This window comes from Mesorhizobium sp. WSM4816 (genome assembly GCF_055811535.1).
Genome location: NZ_JBVVQR010000009.1, coordinates 118,231 through 138,333, shown reverse-complemented (window position 1 = coordinate 138,333; position 20,103 = coordinate 118,231). Strand labels below are relative to the sequence as shown.

General features: G+C 62.9%; 17 protein-coding genes. 12 read left to right on the top strand and 5 right to left on the bottom strand.

All coding sequences use genetic code 11. From position 1 onward, the window contains the following. The first annotated feature begins 15 nt into the window (after positions 1-15). Positions 16-2,244 (top strand): dipeptide ABC transporter ATP-binding protein, encoded by a 2,229-nt coding sequence (locus AC0L3H_RS13335; protein WP_419693815.1) that lies wholly within the window; start codon positions 16-18, stop codon positions 2,242-2,244. 13 nt (positions 2,245-2,257) lie between these two features. Here the strand turns inward: AC0L3H_RS13335 and AC0L3H_RS13330 are convergent, their stop codons facing one another. After that, positions 2,258-2,848 carry a transglycosylase SLT domain-containing protein gene (locus AC0L3H_RS13330; protein WP_473585762.1) on the bottom strand — a complete coding sequence of 197 codons (591 nt, stop codon included), beginning with the start codon at positions 2,846-2,848 and terminating at the stop codon, positions 2,258-2,260. A 218-nt stretch (positions 2,849-3,066) separates the two neighbouring features. On the opposite strand from AC0L3H_RS13330, the gene AC0L3H_RS13325 reads away from it, so the two are divergent. Both AC0L3H_RS13325 and AC0L3H_RS13320 read left to right on the top strand, forming a co-directional pair. Then, the gene (locus tag AC0L3H_RS13325; RefSeq protein WP_473585761.1) at positions 3,067-4,605 is read left to right on the top strand and encodes a trimethylamine methyltransferase family protein; all 1,539 of its coding nucleotides are present in this window, start codon (positions 3,067-3,069) and stop codon (positions 4,603-4,605) included. Between the two features lie 88 nt (positions 4,606-4,693). Next, on the top strand, positions 4,694-7,135 hold the full coding sequence (locus tag AC0L3H_RS13320) for a GcvT family protein (protein WP_473585760.1): 2,442 nt from the start codon (positions 4,694-4,696) through the stop codon (positions 7,133-7,135). Between the two features lie 280 nt (positions 7,136-7,415). Here AC0L3H_RS13320 and AC0L3H_RS13315 read toward each other — a convergent pair whose 3' ends face one another. The 3 genes from AC0L3H_RS13315 to AC0L3H_RS13305 all read right to left on the bottom strand — a co-directional run bounded on the left by AC0L3H_RS13315 (position 7,416) and on the right by AC0L3H_RS13305 (position 9,923). Then, positions 7,416-8,192, bottom strand: coding sequence for a VOC family protein (locus AC0L3H_RS13315; RefSeq protein WP_473585759.1), 777 nt, complete (start codon positions 8,190-8,192; stop codon positions 7,416-7,418). 347 nt (positions 8,193-8,539) lie between these two features. Then, on the bottom strand, positions 8,540-9,115 hold the full coding sequence (locus AC0L3H_RS13310) for a helix-turn-helix domain-containing protein (RefSeq protein ID WP_473585758.1): 576 nt from the start codon (positions 9,113-9,115) through the stop codon (positions 8,540-8,542). A gap of 346 nt (positions 9,116-9,461) precedes the next feature. Beyond that, on the bottom strand, positions 9,462-9,923 hold the full coding sequence (locus tag AC0L3H_RS13305; RefSeq protein ID WP_473585757.1) for a hypothetical protein: 462 nt from the start codon (positions 9,921-9,923) through the stop codon (positions 9,462-9,464). A gap of 130 nt (positions 9,924-10,053) precedes the next feature. Between AC0L3H_RS13305 and AC0L3H_RS13300 the strand changes: the two genes are divergently transcribed. From AC0L3H_RS13300 to AC0L3H_RS13275, 6 genes are all read left to right on the top strand, one after another. After that, positions 10,054-10,398 carry a hypothetical protein gene (locus AC0L3H_RS13300; RefSeq protein WP_473585756.1) on the top strand — a complete coding sequence of 115 codons (345 nt, stop codon included), beginning with the start codon at positions 10,054-10,056 and terminating at the stop codon, positions 10,396-10,398. Positions 10,399-10,453: 55 nt separating this feature from the next. Then, the gene (locus tag AC0L3H_RS13295; protein ID WP_473585755.1) at positions 10,454-11,818 is read left to right on the top strand and encodes an NAD(P)-dependent oxidoreductase; all 1,365 of its coding nucleotides are present in this window, start codon (positions 10,454-10,456) and stop codon (positions 11,816-11,818) included. Positions 11,819-11,820: 2 nt separating this feature from the next. Beyond that, positions 11,821-13,134, top strand: coding sequence for an NAD-dependent dihydropyrimidine dehydrogenase subunit PreA (gene preA, locus AC0L3H_RS13290; protein ID WP_473585754.1), 1,314 nt, complete (start codon positions 11,821-11,823; stop codon positions 13,132-13,134). 311 nt (positions 13,135-13,445) lie between these two features. Beyond that, the gene (locus AC0L3H_RS13285; RefSeq protein WP_473585753.1) at positions 13,446-13,964 is read left to right on the top strand and encodes an RrF2 family transcriptional regulator; all 519 of its coding nucleotides are present in this window, start codon (positions 13,446-13,448) and stop codon (positions 13,962-13,964) included. Between the two features lie 11 nt (positions 13,965-13,975). Beyond that, entirely contained in the window at positions 13,976-14,434 is a 459-nt protein-coding gene (locus tag AC0L3H_RS13280; protein ID WP_473585752.1) for a carboxymuconolactone decarboxylase family protein, read from the top strand. Positions 14,435-14,498: 64 nt separating this feature from the next. Continuing rightward, entirely contained in the window at positions 14,499-14,876 is a 378-nt protein-coding gene (locus AC0L3H_RS13275; RefSeq protein ID WP_473585751.1) for a DoxX family protein, read from the top strand. Positions 14,877-14,958: 82 nt separating this feature from the next. Here AC0L3H_RS13275 and AC0L3H_RS13270 read toward each other — a convergent pair whose 3' ends face one another. Further along, positions 14,959-15,588 (bottom strand): TetR family transcriptional regulator C-terminal domain-containing protein, encoded by a 630-nt coding sequence (locus tag AC0L3H_RS13270; RefSeq protein WP_473585778.1) that lies wholly within the window; start codon positions 15,586-15,588, stop codon positions 14,959-14,961. A 254-nt stretch (positions 15,589-15,842) separates the two neighbouring features. Between AC0L3H_RS13270 and aptA the strand changes: the two genes are divergently transcribed. The 3 genes from aptA (at position 15,843) to hydA (ending at position 19,996) form a co-directional block, all read left to right on the top strand. Further along, positions 15,843-17,171: an omega-aminotransferase AptA gene (gene aptA / locus AC0L3H_RS13265; protein ID WP_473585750.1), complete on the top strand. Its 1,329-nt coding sequence runs from the start codon at positions 15,843-15,845 to the stop codon at positions 17,169-17,171. Between the two features lie 56 nt (positions 17,172-17,227). After that, a complete protein-coding gene (locus tag AC0L3H_RS13260; RefSeq protein WP_473585749.1) occupies positions 17,228-18,478 on the top strand; it encodes a Zn-dependent hydrolase in 1,251 nt (416 codons plus the stop codon). A 66-nt stretch (positions 18,479-18,544) separates the two neighbouring features. Beyond that, complete coding sequence (gene hydA, locus AC0L3H_RS13255; protein WP_473585748.1) at positions 18,545-19,996, top strand: dihydropyrimidinase; 1,452 nt, start codon at positions 18,545-18,547, stop codon at positions 19,994-19,996. Positions 19,997-20,103: the final 107 nt, after the last annotated feature.

Genomic DNA, 20,103 nt, shown 5'->3' with positions numbered 1-20,103 from the left:
GGATTGGAGCGACCCATGAATGAGGCAGTTCGAAATCCCCCCAAGCCGACCAACGGGCCGACCAATGGGCCGATCATCGAGATCGAGAACCTGTCGATCTCCTTCTTCACCCGCAAGGGCGAGATACCGGCCGTCATGGATTTTTCCTGCACGGTCATGCCTGGCGAAGCGATGGGCATCGTCGGCGAATCCGGTTGCGGCAAGTCGACCGTGTCGCTCGGCATCATGCGCGACCTCTCCAACATCGGAAAGATCGTCGGCGGCCGGATAAAGTTCCAGGGCAAGGACATGGGCGAGCTGTCCGACGAGGAACTGCGCGCCATCCGCGGCAACAAGATCGCGATGATCTACCAGGAGCCGATGGCCAGCCTGAACCCGGCGATGAAGGTCGGCCAGCAACTGATGGAAGTGCCGCTGATCCACGACAAGGTGTCGAAGGAAGAGGCTTATCAACGCGCGCTGGAAATGGTGCGCTCGGTCAGGCTGCCCGATCCCGAGCGCATGATGCGCTCCTTTCCGCACCAGCTTTCCGGCGGCCAGCAACAGCGCATCGTCATCGCCATGGCGCTGCTGTCGAAGCCGGCGCTGCTCTTGCTCGACGAGCCGACGACGGCGCTCGACGTGACGGTCGAAGCCGGCATCGTCGACCTGGTCAAGGGGCTCGGCGAGAAGTTCGGCACCTCGATGATCTTCGTGTCGCACAATCTCGGCCTGATCCTGGAAACCTGCGACCGCATCACGGTGATGTATTCGGGCGAAGCGGTGGAGACCGGCAAGATCAAGGACGTCTTCGACCGGATGCGCCATCCCTACACGCAAGGCCTGTTCCGCTCGATCCCGCTGCCTGGCGCCGACAAGAATTCGCGGCCTCTGATCTCAATCCCGGGGCAATTGCCGCTGCCGCACGAGCGGCCGAAGGGCTGCAATTTCGGCCCCCGCTGCCACCATTTCGTCGAGGGCGTCTGCAACGCCGCCGAAATCCCGATGATCGCGGTCGACGGCCATGAAGGCCATTTTTCGCGCTGCGTGCGCTTCAACGAGATCGACTGGGAAGCACTGCCGCCCGGCGCCAAGAAGGTCAACGAGCGCGTCGAGCCCGGCGCGCCGGTGCTCAAGATCGAGGATCTCAGAAAATACTACAAGGTTGGCGGCAGCGAGGTGTTCGGCTCGAGCGAGGGCCGCGTCGTCAAGGCCAATGAGACGATCTCCTTCATGGCGCGCGAATCCGAGACCGTCGCCATCGTCGGCGAGTCCGGCTGCGGAAAGTCGACGCTGGCCAAGGTGCTGCTCGGGCTGGAGACGGCAAGCTCCGGCAGCGTGACGCTCGGCAACCAGCAGATCCAGTCGATCGGGGTCGAAAACCGCAGCGTCGAGACGGTGTCGTCGATCCAGATGGTGTTCCAGAATCCGTTCGACACGCTCAACCCCAGCCATACGGTCGGCTCGCAGATCATCCGCACGCTGGAAAAGTTCAATGTCGGCAACACCGTTGCCGACCGCCGCAAGCGCATGCTGGAACTGCTCGACCTGGTGAAGCTGCCGCGGGCGTTCGAAACCCGCAAGCCGCGCCAGCTTTCAGGCGGCCAGAAGCAACGCATCGGCGTGGCGCGGGCTTTTGCCGGCGACGCCAAGGTGGTGGTGGCCGACGAGCCGGTCTCGGCGCTCGACGTGTCGGTGCAGGCGGCGGTGACCGAACTGTTGATGGACATCCAGCGCAAGAACAAGACGACGATGCTGTTCATCAGCCACGACCTGTCGGTGGTGCGCTACATCGCCGACCGCGTCGTCGTCATGTATCTCGGCTATATCGTCGAGCAGGGCACGACCGACCAGATATTTTCGCCGCCCTATCATCCCTATACCGAGGCGCTGCTGTCGGCGATCCCGATCGCCGACACCAGCGTGATCAAGAAGCACATCGTGCTGGAGGGCGACATCCCGTCGGCGATGAACCCGCCAACCGGCTGCCCGTTCCAGACCCGCTGCGGCTACAAGAAGCTGGTGCCGGACAATCTTTGCGAGACGCAGGTGCCGCCGGTCAAGCATCTCGGCGACGGTCATATGAGCCTGTGCTGGCTTGCCGACGACGTGCTGGCGAAAATGGAGCCGGTGATCAAGTTCGACAAGGAGCATGCCGCCAATGAAGGCGTGCCCGACGACGCGCCGCAGGGCGTCGGTCCGGGCTTTGCCGGCGCTCCGCCGCAGCGTCCGCACGGCAAGAGGCCGAAGCTGACGGACGATTAGGTCCGTGGCGCCATCAACGCGCGCATTGGCGTAGCTGCGCGGCGTAGTCCCGAGCCATCTGCTCGGTGGCCCGCGCATAGCGCTGCACGCCGGCATCGCCGCGGTTGCCGCGGCCATAGGCCGTCCAGCCGAGATAATAGGCCAGATAGAGATTGTAGGTGTCGTTGCGGGCGACGCCGAGCGTGTCTGATGTCTTGGAATGATACCAGCCGACGAAATCGACGGCATCGGCGAAGCTGGTGCGGCGCGCCGCCCAACTGCCGGTCTCGCTCTGATATTGCGCCCAGGTGCCGTCGAGCGCCTGCGAGAAGCCGGTGGCGCTGGAGACGCGTTTCCAGGGAATGAAGCCGAGCAGCTTCTTGCGCGGCGGCCTGGCGTTGCTCTTGAAGCCGGATTCCTTGCGCACCGTCGCCATCAGCACGGGAACCGGCACGCCGTGCTTCTGTTCGGCGCGTTCGGCCGCCGCCTGCCAGTTGTCGAACCAGCCGTCATTCTGGTCGAAGACAGCGCAGACATTGTTGATATGGCTCGGCGGCGTCGCGCAGGCCGACAGCGCCAGCAGCACGGTAACGGCTACAATTTTGCGAAAACTCGACCTACCCATTGGAAGAGGATTAGGCCGGAATCATAAAGGGAATCTTGCAGCGTTCCTTAACGGCTGATCGGACGCTTTGGCCGCGACACAGCGAGGATAGATATTCCGACGTTTTCCGTCGCTTTTGTCGGCATGAAAATCCTAAAATGCCGCCTTGGCTAAAATCGCGCCCGCAGGTGGCGGATTTCTGACAGCCCGATCGTCGTGCCGGCGCTTTGATGCGCCGCATGACCGAACCGAGACGCAAGCGCGGCGCCGAGCGAACCAGCAACAGGGGACCGGCCGCCATCCCGCAACTGCCGTTGCGCCGCGTGACAAATCCCTATCCGCCGATGGCGATGCTCTCGGCCGACCAGATCGAGGCGATCCACCAGGCGTCGATGCACATTCTGGAGAATTTCGGCATCGAGGTGATGAGCCCGCGGGCGCTTTCGCTGTTCGAGAAGGCTGGCGCCAAGGTCGATCATGCGTCGATGACTGTCCGCATCGAGCGCGGCATGGTCGACGAGGCACTGAAGACGACGCGGTCCAGCTATACGCTGACGCCGCGCAACCCGGCCCACACAGTCCATCTCGGCGGCAACACCATCAATTTTACGCTCGTCGCCGGACCGCCGAACGTGCATGACATGGAACGCGGCCGGCGCGCCGGCAATTTGCGCGACTATTGCGATCTCACCCGGCTGGCGCAGCATTTCAACTGCATCCACATGCTCGGCAATCAGGTCTGCGCACCTGTGGAACTGCCGGCCAATTCACGCCACCTCGACACCTATTTCGCCAATCTGACGCTGACCGACAAGAGTTTTCACGTCTCGGCGATCGGCCGCGGCAGGGCGCTGGATGGCATCGAAATGATGGCGATTTCGCGGGGCTTGAGCCTCGACCAGATGCGCGACGATCCCGGCGTCACCACCATCATCTCGGTCAACTCGCCGCGCCGCTTCGACGAGATGATGGCCGAAGGGCTGATGACCATGGCCAAGTTCGGCCAGTCGGTTGCGGTGACGCCGTTCACGCTGATGGGGGCGATGAGCCCGGTGACGCTTGCCGGCGCGCTGGCGCAACAGAACGCCGAGGCTCTGTTCGGCGTGGTCTTGACGCAGCTTGTCCGCCCTGGCGCCCCGGTCATGTATGGCGCCTTCACCTCCAATGTCGATATGAAGTCCGGTGCGCCGGCCTTTGGCACGCCGGAGAACACCAAGGCCAACATCGCCTCCGGGCAATTGGCGCGGCGCTATGGACTGCCCTACCGGACGACGCCGGGCTCGGCCTCCAACGCCGCCGACGCGCAAGGCGCCTATGAGACGCTGATGGCGCTGTGGGGCGCGGTGCTCGGCCACGGCAATCTCGTCTACCACGCAGCCGGCTGGCAGGAGGGCGGGCTGACCGCATCGTTCGAAAAGTTCATCATCGACGTCGAGATGATCCAGCACATGATGGAGTTTTTGCGCCCGATCGAAGTCAACGAGGCGGAACTCGCCGTCGAGGCGCTGGGTGCGGTGCCGACCGGCGGCCATTTCTTCGGCGAGCCGCACACGCTGGAGCGCTATGCAACCGCCTTCTACCAGCCGATCCTCTCGAATTGGCAGAACTACGAGGCCTGGCAGGAGGCCGGCGGGCTAGACGCCACGGCGCGGGCGACGCGGCTGTGGAAGAAAGCGCTGGAGGATTATGTCGAACCGACGATTGATATTGCCGTGCGCGAGGCGCTGGAGGCGTATGTGGCCAGGCGCAAGGAAGCGATCGGGCAGGGCGAGCCGTGATGGTCGAAGGCTTGCGCTCGTGTGGCTTGGCTCCTCCCGCACCGATTCATCTCACCCCTCCAACTCCCTGAAATAACGAGAAAAACCCATGAAATCGCATGCGAAGGTCGTGGTCATTGGCGGAGGCGTTGTCGGCTGTTCGGTGCTGTTCCATCTCGCCCGTCACGGCTGGACCGACATTGTGCTTCTGGAGCGCGACGAGCTGACTTCCGGCTCGACCTGGCACGCGGCCGGCGGCATGCACACGATCAATGGCGATCCCAACGTCGCCAAGCTGCAGAAATACACGATCTCGCTCTACAAGGAGATCGAGGAGCTGTCCGGCCAGGCGACCGGCGTGCATCTGACCGGTGGCGTGCTTCTGGCGGCGACCGAGGCGCGGCTCGACTGGCTGCGCGGCGTTGTCGCCAAGGGCCGCTATCTCGGCATCGACCTCGAGGAGATCTCGCCTGATGAGGCGGCCGAGTTGATGCCGCTGCTCGACCCGAAACAGTTCGTCGGCGCGGTGCGCAACAAGGAGGACGGTCATCTCGACCCGTCCGGCGTCACCCACGCCTATGCCAAGGCGGCCAGAAAACTTGGCGCCGAGGTTGAGCGCTTCACCAAGGTCGAGGATATCGTGCGCCGCGCCGACGGGCTGTGGCGGATCATCACCAACAAGGGCGAGGTGGTGGCCGAGCATGTCGTCAACGCCGGCGGCCTGTGGGCGCGCGAGGTCGGCCGCATGGTGGGCCTCGAACTGCCGGTGCTGGCCATGGAGCACATGTACCTGATCACCGAGGACATGCCGGAGGTCGCCGCCTGGAACCAGAAGACCGGCACGGAGATCATCCACGCGGTCGATTTCGACGGCGAGCTCTATTTGCGCCAGGAGCGCGGCGGCATGCTGATGGGCACCTATGAGAAGGCCAACAAGCCATGGTCCGAGCTCCAGACACCGTGGAATTTCGGCCACGAGCTTCTCGAGCCCGACATCGACCGCATCGCGCCGTCATTGGAAGTCGGGTTTCGGCATTTCCCGGCCTTCCAGAACACCGGAATCAAGCAGATCATCAACGGCCCCTTCACCTTTGCGCCCGATGGCAACCCGTTGGTCGGGCCGGTGCGCGGCCTGCCTGGCTTCTGGGTCGCCTGCGGCGTCATGGCCGGCTTTTCGCAGGGCGGCGGTGTTGGCCTGGCGCTGTCGAACTGGATGATCGAGGGCGATCCTGGCGCCGACATCTGGGCGATGGACGTCTCGCGCTACGGCGACTGGGCAACGATGGCCTACACCAACGCCAAGGTGCGCGAGAATTATTCGCGGCGTTTTTCCATCCGCTTCCCCAATGAGGAACTGCCTGCCGGGCGGCCGCTCAAGACCACGCCGGTCTACGACCTGTTGTCGGCGAAGGGCGCGCAGTGGGGCGTGGCCTATGGGCTGGAAGTGCCGCTGTGGTATGCGCCCGAAGGCGTCAGGGACGAGTTCTCGTGGCGGCGCTCGAGCGATTTCGAGCATGTCGCAAAAGAGGTGAGGACGGTGCGGACAAGTGTCGGCCTGTCGGAAATCTCGTCCTTCGCCAAATACAGGGTGACGGGCGCGGGCGCGGCGGCCTGGCTCGACCGCCTGCTTGCCTGCAAGCTGCCAAAGCCCGGCCGCATGACGCTGGCGCCGATGCTGAAGCAAGACGGCAGGCTGATCGGCGACTTTTCGCTGGCCAATCTCGGCAGCGGCAATTCCAGCGGGGAGGGCTGGTTCCTCGCCGGTTCCGGCATTGCCGAGCAGTATCACATGCGCTGGTTCGAGGCGCATCTGCCGCAAGACAGCTCGGTCCATATCGAGGCGCTGGGGGCGAGACTGACGGGCCTGTCGATTGCCGGTCCGAGGGCGCGGGACGTGCTGGCAAAAGTCACGCGGGCGGATGTGTCGAATGCGGCGTTCCCGTTCATGGCGACGGCCAGGATGGATATCGGCATGGTGCCGTGCCTGGTCGGCCGCGTCAGCTACACCGGCGACCTCGGCTACGAGATCTGGGTGGCGCCGGAATATCAGCGTGCCGCGTACCAGACCCTGATGGCGGCCGGCGAAGACTTCGGCATCGGCCTGTTCGGCGCGCGCGCGCTCAACGCGCTGCGGCTGGAGAAGAATTACGGCTCGTGGGCGCGCGAATACCGGCCGATCTACGGACCGCTGGAGGCCGGGCTCGACCGTTTCGTCGCCTACGGGAAAGAAACCGATTTCATCGGCAAGCAGGCGGCACTGGCCGAGCGCCAGCAAGGCGGCAAGCTGCGGCTGCGCGCCTTTGTCGTCGATGCGGCAGACGCCGACGTCATCGGTGACGAGCCGATCTGGTTCGACGGCGCGGTGCGCGGCTGGGTCACGTCAGGCGGCTACGCACATCATTCGAAGACGTCGGTGGCGATGGGCTATGTGCCGAAGGAGATCGCCGACGAGGCCGATGGTTTCGAGGTCGAGCTCTTGGGCAAGCGCTACACCGCACGGGTGCAGCCGACGCCGCTGTTCGACGCGAATCTCGAGCGGATGCGAGGGTGATGGCGCCGCTAGGTGGAGTCTATCCAAAATGCGCGGGGTCGGCGGGACAGCGCCCCCCTCTGTCCTGCCCCTCTTTGGCAAGAATCTGGCATCTCCCCACAAGGGGGGAGATCGGCCGTCATCACTGAATTCGCCAATCACAAAGGTCGCAAGAAGAGTGCCGTCGCCGGAGCTGCCAATCTCCCCCCAAGTGGGGGAGATGTCCGGCAGGACAGAGGGGGGCGCGAAGGATTGCCCACTTCGACAAGCAAAACGCCAAATAGCGTGATGTCCGGCCCAGCTACCGCACCGGCGCCGTCAGCGCGAAATGAGCACCCTGTGGATCCGTGCACATCACGATCCAGCCGCCGCCGGGAACCTCCATCGGTCCCATCAGGATCGTGCCGCCATTATCGGTGACACGCTTGGCCGCCGCGTCGATTGCGGGGACATTGAAATAGAACTGCCAGACCGGCACCGGAACCTGCTCGGGCTTGTTCATCATGCCGCCAACAGGTTCGCCGCCGGCGGCAAACAGCTGGTAGGTGCCCATCGGCCCCATATCCATGGCGTCGCCCTTGGTCCAGCCGAATTGCCCGGCATAGAAATCGAACGCGGCGTGCCAGTCGGTCGTGTAGAGTTCATGCCAGCCAATATTGCCGGGAGTAGTAGCAGGCAACGGCGGCTGGTCAGGGCCGATCGGCTGCAGGAAGTTGAACACCGCGCCTTGCGGATCGGCGACGACGGCAAAGCGGCCGACGCCCGAAATGTCATCGGGTTCGCGGTGAACCGCACCGCCGGCCCCCTTCAGCGATTTCGTCGAAGCATCGACATCCCCGGTATGGATGTAACCGATCCAGGCTGGCGGCATGCCCGTCTTGCGCACTTCGTCCGGCTGCGTCATCAGCCCGGCAACGCCGCGCTCGCCGACATTCATCACGACATAGCGCGGCATGCCGGGCGCGCCGTCGAAGGGCTGCGCCTTCCAGCCCACCACGTCGGTGTAGAACGCTTCGGCGGCGTCGAGATCGGTGGTCATCAGCTCGTACCAGAAGAAGGACGTCGGGGAGTTTGGCATTGTCGTGCTCCTTGGGTTTCCAGTCATCGATCATGCGTGATCCATCTAGGACGATTTTCGCGACGGAATTCCGACATCTGGGCCAGTAATCGATGGCGGCAAGGCACCCCTCGTTCGCAATCTTGCGCATGTTTCGGTTTTTGACTTTGCTTTCCGTCAACGGGGGGGTGATCCATGGGCCATATGTCGCTCACTTCAGAGCTTGTCGCGCTATGCCATCGGGAGGAGACCGATCCCGGTCCCGATAGAGGTGAGTAACGCCGAGCTGAAGGTTGCGAAAGCGACTGGCTGGTTCAGCCCCGAAGGGGCGCCCAAGAAGGCCCGATTTGTCAGTCGGGCCTTCTATTTCATGCAGCAATCGCAGCCGGCAGATCACGCATGCGGGTGAACTGGGCAGTGACCTTGGGGCCGAGCCCAGTGTTCACAACGATATAGCCCTGCTCTTGGTTGACGTTCATCTGAGCCTTGACTGGCAAAGTCCATTCGAAGGGATGGACAACACCACCGACCACACTTTGTACGTTCGGTGGCATTGTTACCTTGACCTCGATATCTGCGACGCCGCTGGCATTGACGTTGCAGGTGCCGTCATAACGGGCGAAACCCGTATCAAAGCCGTAGACGATACCGTCGTGAAAAGTCAGCGTGGCATCGCCGTTGCCGTTCGATCCTGTGAAGTGAATCAAATACATGCCATTCCGCATAATGTTTGCTCCTTTCTGAAGCTGGGAAAGTTCGAACTCGCGAATAGAACTCGGTAGCCTCATGAAGAGGCCAACGAACGAATCAACCGGGCCGGGAATGCTTCTGACTTCCGAAAGCCATTGGGAAACAGCCCCGACCGTTACACCTACCAATCGAGCAAACTCAGCTTGGCTGAGACGCAGCTCGCCAATCACCTGCTTAAGTTCATTGCCTGTCATTGAGGGTCCTTTCTCGATCTTTGATGAGTGTACAATACTACTCAATGTGAAGTCAAGAGGATGGTGCATGGCTGGCTACGGAACCGGCGAGAGGTTTCACTGCCTATGCGGTCGCGGCCGGCTGTACCGTGCCCACAGGAACGATTGCGGCGGCACGTCAGCGCGGCCGCTACATCGACAGTACGCTTCCCAGGCCATCCGACGGGCGGCCGCGCAGGAACGGCGTGGCCACCGACTTGAGCGACGGTCTACGGATCGACCTTGGCCTCCGATCTGATCCCGCAGTGGCGTGGAAGGCGTGGTGCGCGAGTTTAGGGCGAGCAATGATACGGCTGATCAAGTACGATCAGTTGTCGCCGATGAGGTACCGCACAAACTCCTCTCGAAGGTTGTAACGAGGCACATCATTGAACGCGACATCGTAGATCGCTCCAGCGTGCTGCATGATCGTCATGATGGATGGGAGAAACTCGTGATCTTCGAGATAGTAAACGAAGAACGGAGTATCGCCCGGTGTGTACATCACTTTTTTGGATAAGAGAATAAACTCTCTCACGAGCGGTTGACCGGCGAGGTCCGTACGCATCTCACCGAGTAGCTTGGGCGCCTTTTTCTCCAAGTCGGGAAAAGGCGCAGATCGGCGTACTTCGTAGCCTTTGGCTTCCAAGGCGGCCATCTGTTCGGCTGTTTCTTTCCACTCCCGAAGCCGCGGTGCGGAATAGGTGACTTCGTCGTCGTCGATAAGCTTGGCGTGGGTCTGACAAAGCCAAATGCCGTTCAGGATGCTGGCACGATCCTCAGCCGACATGCTTTCATCAAAGCGAGGGCCTCCTGGTGAGGCAGCGCACATATGGGCGGCCACACCGGTATTTGTGATGCTGGTCGGCTCTGATCCGGGTCCTGATGTTGGCGCTCGGCAGTCAGGGAAGGAGCACTTCATGCCCGCGCGTTTTGCGAGGCGATCAACGACTTGGCTGCTGAAATTGTCGCGCGGCACAATTCCCTCTAATCCGGCGAACTACATGCTCAAACGCCTATCACCTCGCGAGCGGTTCGAACAGCCCGTCGCGACCTTCGAGTCGCTTCTGCGCGCCGCATGGGTCGAGGCGATCGACGACATCCGGCAGAACGATAGCCGGCCTGCTGGCTGGTCGGCCCAGGATACCGCCTTCCCAGCTACCGGTGATCCTGTTCATCCAACGGATGAGCTCGAAAACATGAGTATATATATCAAGTTTTTATCCAGCCTTTTCAGCGGCTTGCGTCGAAAATTGACCAATTGATAAAAAAACAAAACGTGCTAGCCTTCCGCAAAACAACAAGGAATGGGGAAGCGGAATGGCGACTGGTCATTTCAAGCAGGGCATTGCCGGCGGGCGCCTTTCGCCCGAGCAATATGCCGATAATTTTTCCGACCTGCATCCGCCGCTCGATCATCACGAGGCGCTGGTCGAGTCCGATCGCTGCTATTTCTGCTACGATGCGCCGTGCATGAACGCATGCCCGACCTCGATCGACATCCCGCTGTTCATCCGCCAGATCTCGACCGGCAATCCGATCGGCTCGGCCAGGACGATTTTCGACCAGAACATTTTGGGCGGCATGTGCGCCCGCGTCTGCCCGACCGAGACGCTGTGCGAAGAGGTCTGCGTGCGCGAAGTGGCTGAAGGCAAGCCGGTGCAGATCGGCCGCCTGCAGCGTTATGCCACCGATGTCGCGATGGCTGAGAACAAGCAGTTTTACCCGCGCGCCGCTCCGACCGGCAAGACGGTCGCCGTGGTCGGCGCCGGACCGGCCGGGCTTGCCGCCGCCCATCGGCTCGCCCGCCACGGTCACGACGTGACCATCCTCGAGGCGCGCCCGAAAGCCGGCGGTCTCAATGAATACGGCATCGCCGCTTACAAGAGCATCGACAATTTTGCCCAGGCCGAGGTCGACTATGTCATTTCGATCGGCGGCATCGACATCCAGAACGGCAAGGCGCTTGGCCGCGATTACCAGCTGTCGGACCTGACCAGGAATTACGATGCAGTGTTCCTCGGCATGGGGCTTGGCGGCGTCAACGCGCTGCGCGCCGACGGCGAGGACGCGCAAGGCGTCACCAATGCGGTGGAGTTCATTGCCGAGCTTCGCCAGGCCAGCGATCTTGCCAGCCTGCCGGTCGGCCGGCGTGTCGTCGTCATCGGTGGCGGCATGACGGCGATCGACGCGGCGGTGCAATCAAAACTGCTCGGCGCCGAAGAGGTGACGATCTGCTACCGGCGCGGTCAGGAGCACATGAACGCCTCGGAATTCGAGCAGGACCTGGCCGCCGCCAACGGCGTCATCATCCGTCACTGGCTGCAGCCGAAGCGGGTCATTGCCGAAGGCGGCAAGGTGTCGGGCATCGAACTCGAATATACGGCGATGGAAGGCGACAGGCTCGTCGGCACCGGCGAGCGGCTGACGCTCACCGCCGACCAGGTGTTCAAGGCGATCGGCCAGAGCTTTGTCCCGGCTGCGCTCAACGGCAGCGGCGCCTTGCTGGCGCTGGAAGCCGGCCGCATCAAGGTCGACGCCGAAGGCCGCACCTCGCTGCCAAACGTCTGGGCCGGCGGCGACTGCATCTATGGCGGCGACGACCTCACCGTCTCGGCAGTCGCGCAGGGGCGCGACGCGGCCGAATCGATCCACCGGGCACTGACCTCGAACGGGAGGGCATGAGCATGGCAGATATCAGAAACAATTTCGTCGGCATCAAATCGCCGAATCCGTTCTGGCTGGCCTCGGCGCCGCCGACCGACAAGGCCTACAATGTCATCCGCGCCTTCAGGGCGGGCTGGGGCGGCGTTGTCTGGAAGACGCTCGGCGAAGAGGGGCCGCCGGTGGTCAATGTCAACGGCCCGCGCTATGGCGCGATCTGGGGCGCCGATCGCCGCCTGCTCGGCTTGAACAACATCGAACTGATCACCGACCGCGACTTGCAGACCAATCTGCGCGAGATCAAGCAGGTCAAGATGGACTGGCCCGACCGCGCCATCGTCGTCTCGCTGATGGTGCCTTGCGAGGAGCATGCGTGGAAGGCGATCCTGCCGGTGGTCGAGGAGACCGGGGCCGATGGCATCGAGCTCAATTTCGGCTGCCCGCACGGCATGTCGGAACGCGGCATGGGTGCCGCCGTCGGCCAGGTGCCGGAATACATCGAAATGGTGGTGCGCTGGTGCAAGGCCAACACCCGCATGCCTGTGATCACCAAGCTGACGCCGAACATCACCGACATACGAAAGCCGGCGCGCGCCGCCCATGCCGGCGGCACCGACGCGGTGTCGCTGATCAACACCATCAATTCGATCACCGGCGTCAATCTCGATAGTTTCGCACCGGAGCCGACGATCGACGGCAAGGGCTCGCATGGCGGCTATTGCGGCCCGGCGGTGAAGCCGATCGCCATGAACATGGTCGCCGAGATCGCCCGCGATCCGGAAACGCAGGGCTTGCCGATCTCCGGCATCGGCGGCATCACCACGTGGCGCGACGCTGCCGAATTCATGGCGCTCGGCGCCGGCAATGTGCAGGTGTGCACGGCGGCGATGACTTATGGCTTCAAGATCGTGCAGGAGATGATCGCCGGCCTCGAAAACTGGATGGACGAGAAGGGCCATGCCTCGCTCGACGATATCGTCGGCCGCGCCACGCCCAACGTCACCGACTGGCAATACCTCAACCTCAATTACGTCGCCAAGGCGCATATCGACCAGGAGGCCTGCATCAAGTGCGGCCGCTGCCACATCGCCTGCGAGGACACTTCGCACCAGGCGATCACCAGCATGGTGGACGGCGTCAGACGTTTCGAGGTGATCGAAGCCGAATGCGTCGGCTGCAACCTCTGCGTCAATGTCTGCCCTGTCGAGAACTGCATCACCATGGAGCCGCTGGCGGCCGGCGTCATCGACCAGCGCACCGGCAGACCGGTGTCGCCGGTCTACGCCAACTGGACGACGCATCCGAACAACCCGATGGCCAAGGTGGCCGCGGAGTAAGTTTCTTCCCGGTCGAAGCGGTTGAATCCTCGAGGTTGGCGCTGCCCCTCATCCGCCTGCCGGCACCTTCTCCCCGTAAACGGGGAGAAGCCCGCTGGCCGCGGCCTTGGCTCTCTATTCTGCAAAACGTCGATGCCGGCGTCTTTCTCCCCGTTTACGGGGAGAAATGCCCGGTAGGGCAATGAGGGGCGGCGCCGTCGATCGGATAAAATCGCCGTCAGCGCAGCCATCCGGCGTCGAGACTCTCAATTTCCTATTGCGGATAAAGTTTATCCACGATAAGGTATATCCATGAATTTGGACTCAAAAAAATGAAGCTGGGCGAGGGCGTCGAAGCGGCCATCCACTGCGCCGCCATGCTTGCCGGCGTGGAAGGCGCGGCGACCATGCCGGGTGCTGCCATGGCGGAAGCGTTCGGCCTGTCGCAAAGCTATCTGCTCAAGCATCTCAACGCGCTGACGGCGTCGGGCATCCTGGAATCGGTGCCGGGGCCATCGGGCGGTTACCGGCTGGCGCGGCCGGCGGAGCGCATAACGCTGCTCGACATCGTGCTCGCCGTCGAAGGACGCGAACCGGCCTTCCGCTGCGGCGAAATTCGTCAGCGCGGGCCGGCCAGGCTCGATGCATCGGCCTATGTCAAACCTTGCGGCATCAGCGTCGCGATGCTGAAGGCCGAGCGCGCCTATCGCACCGCTCTTGCCGAGGCCCGGCTGTCCGACATCGTTGCGGAATACGTGAGCGATGCCGATCCCCGTTCAGTCGCCGCCAACTGCGCCTTTGTCGAGCGTAATCAACGACCGCAGAAATCCAGTTCAACCAAGCAACCGTGAAGGGAAAGAGAATGAAGCAGAGGCTGCAATTCTTCGGCGCGGCGCCGGAGATCATGAAAGCGGTATCGGCGCTCAACAAGGCGGTCGACGAGTGCGGGCTCGAGGCAAGCCTGCTGCATCTGATCAAGCTGCGGGCGTCGCAGATCAATGGCTGTTCCTATTGCGTCGAGATGCATAGCCGCGAGGCGCGCCGTGATGGCGAGACCGAACAGCGGCTCTATCTCGTGTCCGCCTGGAAGGAATCGCCGCTGTTTTCCGAGCGCGAACGCGCTGCCTTCGCCTGGACCGAAATGGTGACGAAGATCGCCGACAGCGGCGTGCCGGACGATCTCTACGCTCGCACGCTCGAACACTTCTCGGAAGAGGAACTGGTCAAGCTGTCCGTCGCGATCGGCATGATCAACACCTGGAACCGGCTCTGCGTTTCCTTCCACGCCATTCATCCGGCAGCGGCGGCCAAGGCCGCCTGAGCGGACGAAACTGGAATGCGCGGCCTTAACGCCGTGCGTCCCTTTTTGCTTTGGGATCAAGACCATGTTGTTGAATTTTGAGAATGAGATTCTGGTTGCCGCACGCCTGCTGCTTGGCGGTGCCTTCGTCTTTGCCGGCCTGCGCAACATCCAGAATGCAGGCTTCCTGACCCAGTTGATGACGACGCGAGGCGTGCCGCAGGCGCGGCTGATGCTGTGGCTGGGGATCGTCCTGCAAATCGTATCCGGAGCGCTGGTGATATCAGGTGTCTGGACCGCTGCCGCGGCTCTGTGCCTGGTGATGTTCCTGATGGTGGCCACGCCGATGTTCCACAATTTCTGGGATCATCAGGGGCCCGAGCGCGCGTCGCGCATCAACGGCTTTGTCGGCAACGTGGCGCTGACTGGAGGTTTCCTGGCGCTGGCGGCGCAGCCGCTTTGAAGGTTCGGTGGCCGCCTCGCGGAGGCAGCCGCCGCAGCCTCTGGCAAACGGTCTCAATCTGTCAAACCATATTGCTGAGGCGTCAGCCCTTCGGCTTCAGCCCGTCGATGAACAATTGCTCTAAAAACCTTGCAGCGTCCTCGAAGCGGCCGTCGCCGCCGCGGTCGGGGCCGAGCACGGCGCGGACCTGAACGTCGAAATCGGCATAGTGCTGCGTCGTCGCCCAGATCGAGAAGATCAGGTGCCAGGGGTCGGTGGGGGCGATCCTGCCGGCGCGCATCCAGCCCTTGATGACGGCGGCCTTCTCGTCGACCAGCGTCTTCAGTTCGCCTTCCAGCATCGGCATGATGCGCGGCGCGCCCTGCAGGATCTCGTTGGCGAACAGTCGGCTTTCCCTGGGGAAGTCGCGCGCCATTTCGAGTTTGCGCCTGATATAGCTGCGCAATTCGGTCAAGGGATCGCCGATGTCGTCGAGTTCGCGCAGCGGCGCCAGCCAGGTGTCGAGAAGCCGCTGCATCAGCGTCTCGTGGATGTCCTCCTTGCGGCGGAAATAGTAGAGCAGGTTCGGCTTCGACATGCCGGCGGCTTCGGCGATCTGGTCGATGGTCGAGCCGCGAAAGCCGTTGGTCGAGAACACCTCGAGCGCCGCCTCCAGGATCAGCTCGCGCTTTTCCTGCTGGATGCGGGTGCGGCGAGGGGCCGGAATTTCCATGTCGGCCGTCACTGCGGCATATCCTGGGTTGGAGAGCGATCTGGACCAATACTCTGGACCAGTTTTTCTCCGGCCTGTGGAGCGCGCCTCAGCTGCCGCATTTCCGCTAGTAATCCCTTGACCGCCGACAGGGCGGTGCTAACGTTTGTCCAATCGGTCAAAATTTGCGTAGCACGAAAACGCAGCAGAGACCAAGTGTCGGGAAGACCAAGCGTTAGCCGCACCGAAACAGGTTACAAGGGGAAGTCTTGGTCATGTCCAACCGGCTGAAAGTCACGCCGAACGATCTCAGCGCATTCTGGATGCCGTTCACGGCAAACCGGCAGTTCAAGCAGGCGCCGCGCATGATGGTGTCCGCCAAGGACATGCATTACACGACGAGCGACGGCCGCACGGTTTTAGACGGCACCGCCGGTCTGTGGTGCGTCAATGCCGGCCACTGCCGGCCGAAGATCACCGAGGCGATCCAGAGCCAGGCCGCCGAGCTCGACTATGCACCGGCGTTCCAGATGGGTCACCCGATCGTCTTTGAACTGGCGAACCGTTTGGTCGACCTGGCGCCGCAGGGCATGGACCACGTGTTCTTCACCAATTCCGGATCGGAATCGGTCGAGACCGCGTTGAAGATGGCGATCGCCTATCACCGCGCCAGAGGCGAGGGCTCGCGCACCCGCCTGATCGGCCGCGAGCGCGGCTATCACGGCGTCAATTTCGGCGGCATCTCGGTCGGCGGCATCGTCACCAACCGCAAGATGTTCGGCACGCTGCTCGGCGGCGTCGACCACATGCCGCACACCCACCTGCCCGAGAAGAATTCGTTCACCAAGGGCGTGCCCGAGCATGGCGCGGAATTGGCCAACGAGTTGGAGCGCATCGTCGCGCTGCACGACGCCTCGACCATCGCGGCGGTCATCGTCGAGCCCGTGGCCGGTTCCACCGGCGTCATCCTGCCGCCGAAGGGCTATCTCGAGAGGCTGCGCGAGATCTGCACCAGGCACGGCATCCTTTTGATCTTCGACGAGGTCATCACCGGTTTCGGCCGTCTCGGCACGCCGTTTGCCGCCGACTATTTCGGCGTCACGCCCGACATCATGACCACCGCCAAGGGCGTCTCCAACGGCGTCATTCCGATGGGCGCGGTGTTCGTCAAGAAGGAAATCCACGACGCCTTCATGACCGGCCCCGAACATATGATCGAGTTCTTCCACGGCTACACCTATTCGGGCAATCCGATCGCCTGTGCGGCGGCGCTGGGCACGCTCGACACCTATAAGGAAGAGGGCCTGCTGACCCGCGGCCAGGAACTGGCGCCGTATTGGGAAGACGCGCTGCATTCGCTGAAGGGCGAGCCGAACGTCATCGACATCAGGAACATCGGCCTGATCGGCGCGATCGAGCTGGCGCCCATCCCCGGTAGTCCGACCAAGCGTGCCTTCTCGGCTTTTGTGAAAGCGTTCGAGCGCGGCGCGCTGATCCGCACCACCGGCGACATCATCGCGCTGTCGCCGCCGCTGATCATCACCAAGGGCCAGATCAACGAATTGATCGACCATGTGCGTGAAGTGCTGAGGGCGGTGGATTGAGAAACGCGGCGCAGCTTTCCCTGGGGAACGCTGCGCAATCGATGAGGTTTTAGAAAATGGCCGCTCCAGGCGAGAATCTGCGAATCAATTCAGACCGTTTGTGGGATTCGATAATGGAGATGGCGAAGATCGGCCCCGGCGTTGCCGGCGGCAACAATCGCCAGACGTTGACCGACGCGGACGGCGAGGGGCGGCAGCTGTTCAAGCGCTGGTGCGAGGCGGCGGGACTTGAAATGGGCCTCGACGAGATGGGCACGATGTTTGCCCGCCGCGAGGGCACCGAGCCCGATCTGCCGCCGGTCTATGTCGGCAGCCATCTCGACACCCAGCCGACCGGCGGCAAGTATGACGGCGTGCTTGGCGTGCTCGGCGGCCTGGAGATCGTGCGCTCGCTCAACGAACTCGGCATCAAGACAAAACACCCGATCGTCGTCACCAACTGGACGAACGAGGAAGGCGCGCGCTTTGCGCCGGCGATGATGGCATCCGGCGTGTTCGCCGGCGTCCTCGACCAGGCCGACGTCTACGAACATGTCGACAAGGACGGCAAAAAATTCGGCGAGGAGCTCGAACGCATCGGCTGGAAAGGCAGCGAGAAAGTCGGTGAGCGCAAGATCCACGCCTTCTTCGAGCTGCATATCGAGCAGGGCCCGATCCTCGAAGACGAGGGCATCGACATCGGCGTCGTCACCCATGGCCAGGGATTGAAATGGCTGCAGGTGACGCTGACCGGCAAGGAGGCGCATACCGGCTCGACGCCGATGCCGAAGCGCCGCAATGCCGGGCTCGGCATGGCGCGGGTGATCGAACTGGTGCACGAGATCGCCATGGACTACCAGCCCGACGCCGTCGGTGCGGTCGGCCACATGGAGGTCTATCCGAACTCGCGCAACATCATCGCCGGCCGCACCATGTTCACCATCGACATCCGCTCGCCGGAAAAGGAAGTGCTCGACGCCATGGACGGGCGCATCCGCGAAGGCATCGACACGATCTGCGAAGCGCTCGACATCAAATATCAAATCGACCAGGTCGGCCATTTCGATCCGGTGACTTTCGATCCGGGCTGCGTCAAGGCTGTGCGGGATGCGGCCGAGCGCCTGGGTTATACGCATCGCAACATCGTCTCCGGCGCCGGCCACGACGCCTGCTGGATCAACCGCGTCGCGCCGACGGCAATGGTGATGTGCCCCTGCGTCGACGGACTCAGCCACAACGAGGCCGAGGAGATCACCAAGGAATGGGCGGCGGCCGGCGCCGACGTGCTGTTCCACGCAGTGGTGGAGACGGCGGAGATCGTGGGGTGAGCTAGAAACCAGGATTCCGAACGCCGCTCCCCAAGAACCGCGAAGAGAACAAAAGGGAACAAGAAAATGACCAAAGTCATCAGGAACGGCACCATCGTCACCGCCGATCGTACGTGGAAAGCCGATGTGCTGATGCAGCACGGCAAGATCGTCGCCATCGGTTCGAACCTGCATGGGGACCACGAGTTCGACGCCACCGGCTGCTATGTGATGCCGGGCGGCATCGATCCGCACACCCATCTCGAAATGCCGTTCATGGGCACTTATTCGGCCGACGATTTCGAGAGCGGCACCCGCGCCGCGCTTGCCGGCGGCACCACGATGGTCGTCGATTTCTGCCTGCCGGCGCCGCAGCAGTCGCTGCTCGAGGCCTTGCAGATGTGGGACAACAAGACCTCGAAGGCGTCCTGCGACTATTCCTTCCACATGGCGATCACCTGGTGGGGCAAGCAGGTGTTCGACGAGATGGCCACCGTGGTCGACAAGGGCATCACCTCGTTCAAGCACTTCATGGCCTACAAGGGCGCGCTGATGGTCGATGACGACGAGATGTATTCGTCGTTCCAGCGCTGCGCCGATCTTGGCGCGCTGCCGCTGGTCCATGCCGAGAATGGCGACGTGGTGGCGGCGCTGTCGCAGAAGCTGCTGGCCGCCGGCAACAACGGCCCCGAAGGGCACGCTTACTCGCGGCCGCCGGAAGTGGAAGGCGAGGCGACCAACCGCGCCATCATGATCGCCGACATGGCCGGCGTGCCGCTCTATGTCGTGCATGTCTCCTGCGAGCAGGCCCACGAAGCCATTCGCCGGGCGCGGCAGAAGGGCATGCGGGTGTTCGGCGAGCCGCTGATCCAGCATCTGACGCTCGACGAGAGCGAATATTTCAACAAGGACTGGGACCATGCGGCGCGCCGCGTCATGAGCCCGCCGTTCCGCAACAAACTGCACCAGGATTCGCTGTGGGCCGGCCTGCAGGCCGGATCGCTGCAAGTGGTGGCGACCGACCATTGCGCCTTCACCACCAGCCAGAAGCGCAACGGCGTCGGCGATTTCACCAAGATCCCGAACGGCACAGGCGGGCTCGAGGATCGCTTGCCGGTGCTGTGGACGACGGGCGTCAACACCGGCCGGCTGACGATGAACGAGTTCGTCGCGGTGACCTCGACCAACATCGCCAAGATCCTCAACATGTATCCGAGGAAGGGCGCCATCGTCGAAGGCGCCGACGCCGACATCGTCGTCTGGGACCCGAAGCGCAAGAAGACGATCACTTCCAAGAAGCAGCAGTCGGTGATCGACTACAACGTCTTCGAAGGTTTTGAGGTGACCGGCCTGCCGCGCTTCGTCTTTTCGCGCGGCGAACTGTCGATCCAGGAGAACGAGGTCAAGGCGAAGCCCGGCCATGGCGAGTTCGTCGCTCGCGAGCCGAATGCCGCGGTCAATCGGGCGCTGTCGACCTGGAAGGAAATTTCAGCGCCGCGCAAGGTGGAACGGTCAGGTATTCCGGCGACCGGGGTGTGAGCTTGCGCAAGGACGGTACTGTCCCGGTGCTAGTGTTTGTCGAAGTCGGCGCCGCCCCCCAAAACCCCCCCCGGGCGGGCCCGCCCCGGGGGGGGGGGGGGGGGGCC